At 70.7% G+C, this 12,052-nt stretch carries 11 protein-coding genes; 6 read left to right on the forward strand and 5 right to left on the reverse strand.

Annotated elements, in window-relative coordinates; all coding sequences use genetic code 11:
* The first annotated feature begins 69 nt into the window (after positions 1-69).
* Genes BJ988_RS28965 through BJ988_RS28980 form a run of 4 tightly spaced genes read left to right on the forward strand, consistent with a single transcriptional unit; the run spans position 70 to position 5,596 of the window.
* Entirely contained in the window at positions 70-1,326 is a 1,257-nt protein-coding gene (locus BJ988_RS28965) for an NRAMP family divalent metal transporter (RefSeq protein WP_179661250.1), read from the forward strand.
* A gap of 20 nt (positions 1,327-1,346) precedes the next feature.
* Entirely contained in the window at positions 1,347-2,126 is a 780-nt protein-coding gene (locus BJ988_RS28970) for a 5-oxoprolinase subunit PxpA (RefSeq protein ID WP_179661745.1), read from the forward strand.
* 37 nt (positions 2,127-2,163) lie between these two features.
* Entirely contained in the window at positions 2,164-3,864 is a 1,701-nt protein-coding gene (locus BJ988_RS28975) for a 5-oxoprolinase subunit B/C family protein (RefSeq protein WP_343051829.1), read from the forward strand.
* A 1-nt stretch (position 3,865) separates the two neighbouring features.
* Positions 3,866-5,596 (forward strand): acetyl/propionyl/methylcrotonyl-CoA carboxylase subunit alpha, encoded by a 1,731-nt coding sequence (locus tag BJ988_RS28980; RefSeq protein WP_179661251.1) that lies wholly within the window; start codon positions 3,866-3,868, stop codon positions 5,594-5,596.
* On the opposite strand, the gene BJ988_RS28985 is transcribed toward BJ988_RS28980, so the two are convergent.
* On the reverse strand, positions 5,593-6,486 hold the full coding sequence (locus BJ988_RS28985) for an alpha/beta fold hydrolase (protein WP_246321606.1): 894 nt from the start codon (positions 6,484-6,486) through the stop codon (positions 5,593-5,595). The genes BJ988_RS28980 and BJ988_RS28985 overlap by 4 nt on opposite strands.
* Positions 6,487-6,489: 3 nt before the next feature.
* Positions 6,490-7,563 carry an adenosine deaminase gene (locus BJ988_RS28990; protein ID WP_179661252.1) on the reverse strand — a complete coding sequence of 358 codons (1,074 nt, stop codon included), beginning with the start codon at positions 7,561-7,563 and terminating at the stop codon, positions 6,490-6,492.
* A gap of 83 nt (positions 7,564-7,646) precedes the next feature.
* Between BJ988_RS28990 and BJ988_RS28995 the strand changes: the two genes are divergently transcribed.
* Positions 7,647-8,042, forward strand: a complete 396-nt coding sequence (locus tag BJ988_RS28995; protein ID WP_179661253.1) for a VOC family protein — start codon at positions 7,647-7,649, stop codon at positions 8,040-8,042.
* 19 nt (positions 8,043-8,061) lie between these two features.
* Here the strand turns inward: BJ988_RS28995 and BJ988_RS31520 are convergent, their stop codons facing one another.
* Positions 8,062-8,517, reverse strand: coding sequence for a DUF5709 domain-containing protein (locus BJ988_RS31520; protein ID WP_179661254.1), 456 nt, complete (start codon positions 8,515-8,517; stop codon positions 8,062-8,064).
* A gap of 128 nt (positions 8,518-8,645) precedes the next feature.
* Between BJ988_RS31520 and BJ988_RS29005 the strand changes: the two genes are divergently transcribed.
* Positions 8,646-10,199 (forward strand): sulfatase-like hydrolase/transferase, encoded by a 1,554-nt coding sequence (locus BJ988_RS29005; protein ID WP_218861173.1) that lies wholly within the window; start codon positions 8,646-8,648, stop codon positions 10,197-10,199.
* Here the strand turns inward: BJ988_RS29005 and BJ988_RS29010 are convergent.
* Together BJ988_RS29010 and BJ988_RS29015 are read right to left on the reverse strand one after the other, a co-directional pair.
* Complete coding sequence (locus BJ988_RS29010) at positions 10,184-11,140, reverse strand: SUMF1/EgtB/PvdO family nonheme iron enzyme (RefSeq protein WP_179661255.1); 957 nt, start codon at positions 11,138-11,140, stop codon at positions 10,184-10,186. The two genes, BJ988_RS29005 and BJ988_RS29010, sit on opposite strands and share 16 nt — an antisense overlap.
* A 9-nt stretch (positions 11,141-11,149) precedes the next feature.
* Positions 11,150-12,052 (reverse strand): hypothetical protein (locus BJ988_RS29015; RefSeq protein WP_179661256.1); only part of this gene is annotated, 903 nt, incomplete at its 5' end.

Here is a 12,052-nt window from a genome sequence, read left to right on the forward strand (position 1 = left end):
CTGTGCCATCTTGTACTACACACTGAGTGTGGTGTCAGCCACATAGCCCGCTGATGGCAGGAGTCCCCCATGCCCGAGACAACCAGCGCCGAACGCGCGAAGAGTTTCGCCAGTTCCCGCCGAGGCCCGATCCTCGGCGCCATCTTCCTGATGGCAACCTCGGCCATCGGTCCCGGGTTCATCACCCAGACCGCGACCTTCACCGCACAGCTAGGCGCGGCGTTCGCCTTCGCGATCCTCGTCTCGATCCTGATCGACTTCGCGCTGCAGATGAATGTCTGGCGCCTGATCACCGTCTCGGGCAAGCGCGCCGGCGACCTGGCGAACGAAGCCGTTCCGTTCTCCGGGCACGTTCTCGCGACGCTCATCGTGATCGGCGGTCTGGCGTTCAACATCGGCAACATCGCGGGTGCCGGTCTCGGTCTGAACGCACTGCTGGGCATCGAACCGAAGATCGGCGGACTGCTCTCGGCCCTGCTCGCGATCGGGATCTTCCTCTACAAGCGGGCCGGTCGTGCCGTGGACATCGTGGTGCTCGTGCTCGGGACGACGATGATCGCGCTCACGCTCTTCGTCGCGATCGCGTCGCAGCCTCCTGTCGGTGACGCGCTGCGCCAGACCTTCGTGCCCGACACCCTCAACTTCGCGACGATCACCACGATCGTCGGCGGCACCGTCGGTGGCTACATCACCTACGCGGGTGCCCACCGTTACCTCGACTCCGGCCTCACCGGTCCCGAGCACGTCCCGGCCGTGCACCGCGCCTCGATGAGCGGCATCCTCGTCACCGGGATCATGCGCTACGTACTGTTCCTCGCGATCCTCGGTGTCGTGGCCTCCGGTGTCACCCTCGACCTCTCGAGCCAGGCCGCCAACCCGGCCGGTCAGGCGTTCGGGGCCGTGCTCGGCGACGCGGGCATCCGCATCTTCGGCGCGATCTTCTGGGCCGCCGCGATCACCTCGGTCATCGGCGCCGCCTACACCTCGGCCACCTTCATCTCGACCTTCTCGAAGAAGCTGGGAGCGGGGTGGCCGCTGCAGATCGCGACGGTCACCTTCATCCTCGTCTCCCTCGTCCTCTACCTGCTGATCGGCGCCGCGCCCGCGGCTATCCTGGTCTTCGTCGGCGGCTTCAACGGCCTGATCCTGCCGATCGGGATGACGATCTTCATGTACATCGGCTGGTTCCGTCAGCGCGACGTCCTGAACGGCTACCGCTACCCGTTGTGGCTGCTGGTCGTGGGCACGCTCGCGACCCTGCTCAGCTGGTACATGGGCATCGTCTCGGTGCGCCCGATCTTCGCCTTCATCGGTATTGGAGTGTGAGCACTGTGACAACGAACCCTGTGGCAACCATCGACCTGAACTCCGACCTCGGCGAGAACGCGCCCGACCGGGTGGTCGCCGGCGACGCGGCCATGCTCGCGATCGTCTCGAGCGCCAACGTCGCCTGCGGCTTCCACGCCGGCACCCCCGAAGGGATCCGTACGACGCTCGCCGATGCCGTCGCCAACGGCGTCACGATCGGGGCGCATCCCGGTTACCGCGACTACGAGGGCTTCGGCCGTCGCAACATGGACATCGACTCGGCGACCCTGCAGGCACACGTCGAGTACCAGCTCGGCGCGCTGCTGGGCCTGACCTCGGCGGTCGGCGGTGCTGTCCGCTACGTGAAGCCGCACGGCGCCCTCTACAACACGATCGCCCGCGACGAGCGCCAGGCGCGGGACGTGGTCGCCGCGGTCAAGGCCATCGACCCGTCCCTCGTGCTGCTCGGGCTCGCGGGTGGCGTCGTGCTCGAGGTGGCCGAGAGCGCTGGGCTCGCCACGGCAGCCGAGGCGTTCGCGGACCGCGCCTACACACCCGGCGGCGAGCTGGTCTCGCGTGCCGAAACCGGTGCGGTGCTGCACGACGCCGACACCGTCGCGGCCCGCATGCTCCGGCTCGCCCGCGAGGGCGTGGTCGAGGCGATCGACGGCACCGACGTCGCCGTACGCGCCGACTCGATCTGCGTCCACGGGGACAGCGAAGGTGCGATCCGGATGGCCGCAGCGACCCGGGCCCTGCTCGAGGCCGAGGGCATCGTCATCGCCGCGTTCGCCGGGCCCGCGGGGCCGGCGGCGTGACCGACGTACGGGACTCGGAGTATCTGGCGTGAGGCGTGTGCTCATCGCATCGGATCAGGCGCTGCTGGTCGAGGAGGACGACCTGGAGGGCGCGATGCGGCTGCACGCCGCGCTCGCAGCCGCGCCGCCGCTCGGCGTCATCGAGCTGGTGCCGGCCGCCCGGACGGTGCTTGTCCGGTTCGATCCGACGCTGGTCGACGAGGCGACCCTCGCCGAGGAGCTGTCCCGCGTCGAACCCGTTCACGGCGGTCTGCCGACGGCGGGCTCGGTGACGATCGGCGTGCGCTACGACGGGCAGGATCTCGACGAGGTCGCCGAGCTGTTGGGGGTCAGCGCCGAGCAGGTCGCCGCGCGCCACGCGGCCGCGACCTGGCGGGTGGCCTTCACCGGGTACGCACCGGGCTTCGGCTATCTCGTCGGCGACGACCCGCTGTTCGACGTGCCGCGACGCTCCTCGCCACGCACTCGGATCCCCGCCGGCTCCGTCGGGCTGGCGGGGACGTTCTCGGGCGTCTACCCCCGGGAGAGCCCCGGCGGCTGGCAGCTGATCGGGCGTACAGATGCGCCGATGTGGGACCTGCACCGGGACCCGCCGGCGCTGCTCGCGCCGGGGATGACCGTGCGGTTCGAGCGTCTCGAGCGGGAGTCGGTCTCGGTGGCTGGGGCCGGAACCGACCGTGTTGGTCTCGACACCGCTCGCTTCGCTCGCGGGCTCGACCAGCAGTTCGCTGGTCGAGCCGACGGAGCCGCTGGGCGGAGTCGTGTCGAGACCAACACAGCCGCCTTCGCGGTCGAGGTCGTACGTCCCGGCCTGCAGCTGGTGCTCGAGGACCTCGGCCGCCCCGGCCATGCCGCGCTCGGCGTCTCCGCGTCGGGCACGGCCGACCGCCGCGCCCTGCGGGCCGCGAACCGCGCCGTGGGCAACGCTCCTGGAACGGCAGGTTTCGAGCTCGCCGGCGGTGGCGCGGTCCTGCGCTTCACCGGCCCCGCGGTCGTCGCGGTCGCGGGTGCCCCCGCCGAGACGACGATCGTACGCAGCGACGGCCCGCCGCTTCCGGTCGAGCACGGCGCCGCCACCGCGCTCGAGGACGGCGAGGAGCTGCGCCTCGGCTCGGTGAGCGCAGGCCTGCGCTCCGTGATCGCGGTCCGGGGCGGTCTCGATCTGGCGCCGGCGCTCGGGAGCCTCTCGAGCGACACGCTCGCGGGCCTCGGCCCCGGTGACCTGGGCGGACGCCCTCTGCGGGCGGGTGATGTGGTGCCGCTGCGAGGCCCCGCGGCCGCGCCCCATGCGGTCGACCCCTGCCCGGCACCGGCCGACCCGCTGCCCGCACCCGGCGACACGGTCGAGCTGCGCATCGTGCTCGGCCCGCGCGAGGACTGGTTCACCCCGGCCGGCGTACGCACTCTGGTCGAGCAGGAATGGACCGTCACGCCGCGCTCCGACCGCGTCGGCGTACGCCTCGAAGGCGCCGTCCCGCTCGAACGGGACGTCGCCGGCGAGCTGCCGAGCGAGGGGGCGGTGACCGGTGCGATCCAGGTGCCGCCCGACGGGCAGCCCGTGCTGTTCCTTCCGGATCATCCGCTCACCGGCGGCTATCCGATCATCGGCGCGGTCGTCGACCGCGACCTGGACCTGGCCGGCCAGCTGCCGCCCGGGGTCCGCATCCGCTTCCGTCCCGTCGCGCCAACTGTGCCGATTGTGCCGATTGGGTCGACCGCCGAGATCCGAGGAGACTGACATGCGCAGGGTGCTCATCGCCAACAGGGGAGAGATCGCCGTCCGCGTCGTGCGGGCGGTCGCCGAGGCCGGCCTCGTGTCGGTCGCCGTCTACGCCGACCAGGACGCTGACGCGCTGCACGTGCGGCTTGCCGACGAGGCGTACATGCTAGGTGGTGCCACCGCCGCCGAGTCCTACCTCAGCATCGAGTGGCTGATGGCCGCGGCGCAGGCCTCCGGCGCCGATGCGGTGCATCCCGGCTACGGGTTCCTGTCGGAGAGCGCGGAGTTCGCGCGCGCCGTCGAGGCCGCCGGGCTGATCTGGATCGGGCCCAGCCCGGAGAGCATCGACAGTCTCGGCGACAAGATCACCGCGCGCCGGATCGCCCAGAGCGTGGGAGCTCCGCTCGTGGCCGGCACCGACCGGCCGCTGGAGTCGGCCGACGAAGCGGTCGCGTTCGCGCGCGAGCACGGGCTTCCCATCGCGATCAAGGCCGCCTTCGGCGGTGGTGGGCGCGGGCTGAAGGTCGCCCGCGAGCTCGACGACGTCGCCGCCGCCTTCGACTCCGCCTCCCGTGAGGCGCAGGCCGCGTTCGGTCGGGGCGAGTGCTTCGTGGAGCGGTTCCTGGAGCGTCCCCGGCACATCGAGGCGCAGGTGCTCGGCGACGGCACCGGCAACGTCGTGGTCGTCGGTGACCGGGACTGCTCGCTGCAGCGCCGCAACCAGAAGCTCGTCGAGGAGGCACCCGCACCGGGGCTGACCGACGAGCAGCGCCGCCGCATCCACGATGCCGCGCGCGACATCTGCGCGGCGGTCTCCTACCGCGGAGCCGGGACCGTCGAGTTCCTGATGGGCGAGGACGGCGTGATCTCGTTCCTCGAGGTGAACACCCGTCTGCAGGTCGAGCACCCGATCACCGAGGCGGTCACCGGCGTCGACCTCGTCGCGGAGCAGCTTCGGATCGCCGCCGGCTCCGGCCTCTCCTTCTCGGAGACGCCGGAGCCGACAGGTCACGCGATCGAGCTGCGGATCAACGCCGAGGACCCGGGCCGCGGCTTCCTGCCGAGCCCGGGGGTCGTGACGAGCCTGCGGGTCCCCGCCGGGCCGGGGGTGCGCTGGGATGCCGGGATCGAGGCGGGCGACACCGTCCAGAGCGCCTTCGACTCGCTGATCGCCAAGCTGATCGTGCACGCGCCCGACCGGGACACCGCCGTCGTACGTGCGCGCCGCGCGCTCGGCGAGCTCTCGGTCGAAGGGGTCGCGACCGTCGTACCTTTCGCTCGTGTGCTGCTCGACGACCCGGCCTTCTCGACCGCCGGGTTCGCGGTCCACACGCAGTGGATCGAGACCACGCTGATGCCGCGGCTCGAGACCCAGCGGCGCCCCGAGCCGGCGACCGCGCAGCCGCTGCGGCGGGTGCCGATCGAGATCGACGGTCGCCGGGTGATGCTGGGGCTGCCCGAGGACCTCCTGCGGGGGATCGCAGCGGGCGGTACGGCGGCGGCCGATGCCGTCCCGGCGACCGCCGTCGCCGACCCGGCCGTGATCGAGGCTCCCGTGCCCGGCACCCTGGTCGACTGGCTCGTCCCGGACGGCGAGCAGGTCACCGAGGGCCAGGACGTCGCCGTCATCGACGCCATGAAGATGGAGACCCGGGTCGCCGCACATCGAGCGGGCGCGCTCTCCCGCGGCACCGACGTGGGCGCGACCGTCTCGATCGGTCACGTGCTCGGGAAGATCGAACCGGTCTAGGACTCCCTGGTGGCCGTGTGGTCCAGGATCGTGGGGATGGCCGTATCCCAGGTGTAAGGAGGCGGCGGCTCGTGGCCGACGTCCTCGAGGACCAGCAGCGTGGCGTCGGGGATCTCCCGCGCCAGGACCTCGCCGTGGCCGATCGGCATCAGCGGGTCACCGGTGCCGTGGATGACCAGGGTGGGAGAGGTGATGTCGGCGAGGGAGGCCTCGATGCGCTCGCCCTCCGGCGCGGCATCGTGGTTCTCGAAGCTGGGCCGCAGGTCCGGCGTACGCCGCACGGACCTCTCGCACACCGCGCGCATCCGCGCCTCGTCGAAGCGCTTGGGGATGAAGGCCCGCTGGTCCTCGACGAGCATGGCGACCAGCGCGTCGTGGTCGTCCATCTCGGGCATCGGCCGTTCGGCCGCCTCCGCGAAGAAACCTGCCATCTCCTCGCCGATGGGCGGCAGCTCGACTCCCTCGAACGCGGACGTGGTCTGGTCGAGGATCACGGTGGCGACCCGCTCGGGATAGAGCACCGCCGCGCACTCGGCGAGCGCGCCGCCCATCGAGATCCCGAAGAGGTGGGCCTTGTCGAGGCCGAGGACGTCGAGCAGACCGGGTACGTCGGCGACCATGTCACGCCAGGTGTAGCCGGGCGCACCCGCCGGCCAGATCGTCGAACGACCGGTGTCGCGATGGTCGTAGCGGATGACGTACCTGCCGCCGGCGGCCAGCGCCGCGCAGAAGTCGTCCTCCCAGTAGTCCATCGAGGCGGACTTCCCGCCGATCAGCAGGATCGGCGGGTCCGCAGGTGAACCGAACGTCTCCGTGCACAGCTCGATCCCGTTGACTGCCAGCATCTGCTCCATGTCGACCAGCAGATCGCCCGCGGCCAACGGCGTCAAGCGTTATTCGGCGTTCGCGGTGGCGTAGGTGTCGATCTCGTCGCGCATTCTGGCCTTGAAGTCGTCGGGAGCGTACGAGACGTCGACCGCGGCCCGGGCGAGGTCGGCGACGCCGGCGGTGTCGAGGCTGAGGAGGTCGGTCGCGATCTCGTACTCCTGGTTGAGCGTGGTCGCGAACATCGGCGGGTCGTCGGAGTTGATCGTGACCGGCACGCCCGCGTCGACGAACGTCTTCAGCGGGTGCTCCTCGAGGGTCGCGACGGCACCCGTGGCCACGTTGGAGGACGGGCAGACCTCGAGCGGGATCCGGTGCTCGGCGAGGTGGGCGAGCAGCGCAGGATCCTGGGCGGCCGAGGTGCCGTGGCCGATCCGCTCGGCCTTCAGTACGGTCAGGGCGTCCCAGATCGTCTGCGGCCCGGTGGTCTCGCCGGCGTGCGGCAGCGAGCGGAGCCCGGCAGCGCGGGCGGCGTCGAAGTGCCTCTCGAACTGCGGACGCGGAACGCCCACCTCGGGCCCGCCGAGACCGAAGCCGATGAGCGCCTCGGGGCCGTGGTCGACGGCGTACGTCAGGGTCGCGTCCGCCGCCGGCATCCCCGCCTCGCCCGGGATGTCATAGATCCAGCGCAGGGTGATCCCGAAGTCGCGCTCGGCGCCCACCCGGGCGTCCTCGAGCGCCTCGGTGTAGGCCTCGATCGTCATCCCGGTGTGCCCGGTCCCGCGCCCGCTCATGTGCTCAGTCCGAGCCGCCAGGTCGGGGCGGACGGAGGTGTAGGGGGTGCAGGTCAGCTCGGCGTAACGGACCTGCTGGGTCTGCGCCAGGTCCCGCGCGATCTCGTAGGTCAGATAGCGGATGTCCTCCGGTGTACGCACCAGGTCGACGACCGAGAGGTAGACCTCGATGAAGTGCGCGAAGTCGCTGAACGTGAAGTACTCCCGTAGCAGCTCGATGTCCGCCGGCACCGTCCCCGGATGCCGCGCAGCCAGCTCCGCCACGATCCGCGGCGACGCCGACCCGACGTGGTGGACGTGCAGCTCGGCCTTGGGCAGCCCTGCGATGAACGTCTTCAGATCACTCACGGCCCCGATCCTCACACGCCCCCTGCCGCTCCCGCGACCCGGTTTCCCGCTAGATCGGATCAGATCGAGGCTAGGGTGAAGCCATGCGGGCGATCCATCACTGGGACCTCTGGGTCGATGACTTCGAGACTGCGTCGGGAGAGTGGGGTTGGCTCTTCGGCGAGCTCGGCTGGGAGGCCGGCGAGAAGGGTCACTTCTGGGAGGCACCGGACGGGACGTACGTCTTCATGGAGCACTCCACGGACCAGCACGGCGCCCAGGACCGGCTCCGGCCCGGCGTCAACCACATCGCGTTCATGATCGAGGGCCGCGACCAGCTCGACCGGATCCGCGCGGCGTCGACCGAGCACGGCTGGCACGAGCTGTACGCCGACCGCTACCCGCACGCCGGCGGCGACGAGCACACCGCGCTCTACCTGGAGAGCTCGGAGGGGTTCGAGGTCGAGATCGTGCTGGAGGTCGAGGACCTCACCGCCTAGGGCTCAGACCGCCTAGCGCTCAGCTGTCGTTGTCGTCCTCGCTGTCGTCGATGATGTGCATGGCGGCTTCCTCCGCGGTGGCACCGGCTCCGTCGATACCGGCGTCGATCCCGTAGACCTCGGACTCGGTGTCCTCGCTGGTCCCGCGGTCGGGGTCGACCAGCCGGCCCGCACGCTTGTTGCCGACCTCGCGGCCGTCGGGGTCGTCGCACTCCTCGGCGTCGTCGTACTCGACCGCGTAGGGATCGGGCTCCGGCACCTCCTGGTGGCGGCGCTGGTCGATGCCCTCTCGGTGCTCCTCCTCCCACGGCGTGTTGCCGTAGTCGGTGGAGTAGTGGTCAGCGGTGACGATGCCGTGGTCGAGCTCATCGCGCACCTCACCTTCGAGAACGTCTCCGGAGAGCGCGTCCTCGCCGGTGATCTGGTCCTCGTCGTCGACGCTGTAGTCGCCGTAGTTCTCGCGCGATTCGCTCACCTGAGTCTCCTCATCGGCCGGGCATTGGGGTCATCGATGTCCCCTTCGGTAACGTTAACCCGGTCCGGTATGGAGTGGAACCGGACGGAAATACACGACGCGGGGATCGACCGAGGGAGCAGAACCAGATGGCGCCTCGCGCCCGATTGGCTGTGGCGGCTGTTGCCGTACTCGCCGGCTCGTCGATCGCGCTCGGCGTGATGCCTGAATCGAGCGGTCCGCTGGGGTCGTTGGGGTCTCTGGCCGGGGGCGCTTTCGCGCGTGTCGTCAACGCTCCTGTCGAAGGCGTGGTGCCCCCGACGCCCACCGCGACGCCTGAGTGGGCGCCTTCCTCGACCAAGCCAAACGTCCTCATGATCACGGCGGACGACCTGGCCTATGAGGACCTCGAGTACATGCCCCACGTACGCAGCCTCCTGGCCGAGCAGGGCACGACGTTGACCGAGGCGATCGCGCCCACGCCGATCTGTGTGCCGGCCCGTGCGTCGCTGCTGACCGGGCAGTACTCCCACAACCACGAGACCGTGACCGTCAACGGCGAACGCGGCGGCTACGAGTCGATGGACCACACCGGCACGCTGCCCGAGGCGATGCAGGAGGCCGGGTACGACACCCTGTTCACCGGGAAGTACCTCAACGGCTACGGCCTGGACGGGACCGCCAAGGACGTCCCTCCCGGGTGGACCGACTGGCGGGCGACGACCGACATGTCGACCTACAACTTCCTGCATCCGCGGATCAACCACAACGGCAAGCTCAAGGCGTATCACCGCTACACGACGTACGTGATGCGCGACCAGGCCAACCAGATGATCTCGGCGCCCGAGCGCGCCGACAAGCCGTGGTACATGTGGGTCAACTACGTCGCGCCGCACCACGGCGGTCCGGAGGAGAAGGACGATCCGGAGGGCACCAGCACCACCCGGCCGGCCGATGAGGACAAGCATTCCTTCGACGGCCTCGAGCTGCCCGACCTCCCCTACATGTTCCGGACGCCGACCGATGCGCCGCCGATCTCGGCCTCCCGCAAGTACTTCGACGCCCAGGGCCGCGCCGAGCTGCGGATCGCTCACGAACAGCGCGTCGAGGCCGTCCAGGCCGTGGACCGGGCAGTGGCCAGCCACGTACTCCGTCTCGAGGCGACCGACCAGATGGACAACACCATCGTCATCTTCTCCTCGGACAACGGCTACACCACCGGCGGCCACAACATCAACGGCAAGCTGATGCACTACCGCGAGACGCAGCGGATCCCGGTGGTCATGCGTGGGCCGGGCATCCCGGCCGGACGGTCCCTCTCGACCGGGATCGGCAACCCCGACCTCGCCACCACGATCATGGCCGTCGCCGGCGCCGAGCCCGGCCGTACGCAGGACGGCGTCAACATCATGCCCTGGCTCAACGCTCCCGCGCAGGACCGGGTGATCCCGCTCTCGGCCTGGCGGGTCAGCGACGGCCACAAGCAGATCTACTCCGGGATCCGCTTCGGAGACTGGACCTACGCCCGCTTCTCGGACGGCAGCGAGGAGCTCTACGACATGGCCGAGGACCCCTACCAGGTCCGCTCGCTCGCGCTGCTCCCCGAGTACGCCGACCAGCTGGCCGAGCTGCGCAGCCTCGACAAGAAGTACGCGAAGTGTGCCGGTGACACCTGCCCCAAGGAGTTCTACCCGGCCGGCTGATCAGCGGCGCACCGGAAGCCCAGATTGCCCGCGGTCGAGTCGGGCGGACTGCTGGAGCGCGCAGAGAGCCGGTAACGGTGGCAGTAGGAGTCGTGGCAGAGGTAGGAACCGCCGCGCATCACCCGGGTCAGCCCCTCGGCGGGGCCGCGCGGGTCGGCGGTGGCGCCGGAGTCGACGAGGTCGGCGTAGTAGGTCGGCGAGAACCAGTCCGCGCACCACTCCCAGACGTTGCCGATCATCTGGAACATGCCGAAGCCGTTCGGATCGTACGTCCGCACCGGAGCGGTCGTGACGAACCCGTCGGCGGCGGTGTTGGTGTCGGGGAAGGCTCCCTGCCAGACGTTGGCGTGGTGGATGCCGTCCTGCTCCAGGTCGTCACCCCACGGGAACCTCGATCCGGCGAGACCGCCGCGGGCGGCGTACTCCCACTCGGCCTCGGTCGGCAGCCGGGTCCCGGCCCACTCGCAGTAGGCCAGCGCGTCGTCGTGGGAGACGTGCACGACGGGGTGGTTGCCCCGGCGGCCGACGTTGGAGCCCGGGCCCTCAGGCGCCCGCCAGGAGGCGGCGCGTACGCCGAGCCACCAGGGCGCCTCCGGGGAGCGGCCCAGCACGTCGCGCGGGTCACCGCCGAAGGCGAGGTGGAAGACGGCCGAGAAGCCCTCCCGTTCGGCGGTGGTGACATGGCCGGTCGCCTTCACGAACCGGGCGAACTCCTCGTTGGTCACCGCGGTCGCGTCGAGCCGGAAGCCGGGCAGGTCGACCGAGTGCACGGGGCCTTCGCCGTCGGCCTGGTAGCCCTCGCCGAAGGAGTCCCCGGCGGCGTACGTCCCACCGGGGAGGTCGACGAGCGTCCGGCGGCGCTTGCGGGGCAGGGCGGCCGGGCGCTGAGCCGGGTCAGGGCTGGGTCCGCGGGTCGCGCCGAAGGTCAGGTCGGAGGGCACGACACAAGCCTACGAGCTGGGGTATGTCGCCTTCAGGCTGCCCGCGCTCGCCACGATCTTGCCCTTCTTGCCGGTGACCAGCTGGCCGGGCGTACGGGCCTTCCCGTTGCCGTCCGCCTTGATCTCGAGCGAGCAGGTCGGCTTCTTGCCGGCGCACTTGAAGTCGCCTGTGGGACGGTAGGTCACCGTCAGCTTCTGGTTGTCCGACAGTCCCTCGACGTACGCCGCCATGTAGGTGCACTTCGGCTTGCCCTTCGGGCACGAGCGCTCGACCTTGCGCCACTCCATCCGGGCCGCGGCCGCCTTGCCGCAGAGCTCGGCGGGCTCACCGGTGCGGACCGTGCCCCAGGCGTACGTCACCTTGGTGGTCGCCTGCACGCAGGCCTCGGCGCCGCCTGTGGCGACCGGCAGGATGTAGGTGAGCTCCGGCCCTTCGCCGGAGGCCGGCTGCGCGGCGCCGTCGTCGAGGGCGATGTCGATGGCGGGGATGCCGGCGGCGACGGTCGGCGCGGTGATCCTCAGGGTGACCTCACGATAGCCCGCGGCCGTGGCGCCGCTCGGCGCCTCGGGTGGACGGGCGTAGCAGGTGTCCAGCGCGGTGATCGCGGCGACGTTCTTGGCGGCGAGCTCCTCGTCGGCGAGCCGCAGGTTGGTGACCGCCAGGACTCCGGCGATCGCGGGGCGGCCGACCTCCCGCAGGCAGCGCGGGTCGTCGAGCGTCCAGGCTTTGGCGACCTGCATGCTCCAGCTGGCTGAGTCACCGTTGTGGCTGCCGTCGGCGCAGTCGAGGAGCTCGGCATACCACTGCGAGCCGAGCGCCGAGGGCCACTCGCCGGTGTAGCTGAAGCCGCTGCCCGTCTTGGCGACCACCCCGGCCTTGGCCAGCCCGGTGCTGCGCTCGTCGTCGACGAC

It is taken from the genome of Nocardioides panzhihuensis (assembly GCF_013408335.1).
Lineage (GTDB): Bacteria > Actinomycetota > Actinomycetes > Propionibacteriales > Nocardioidaceae > Nocardioides > Nocardioides panzhihuensis.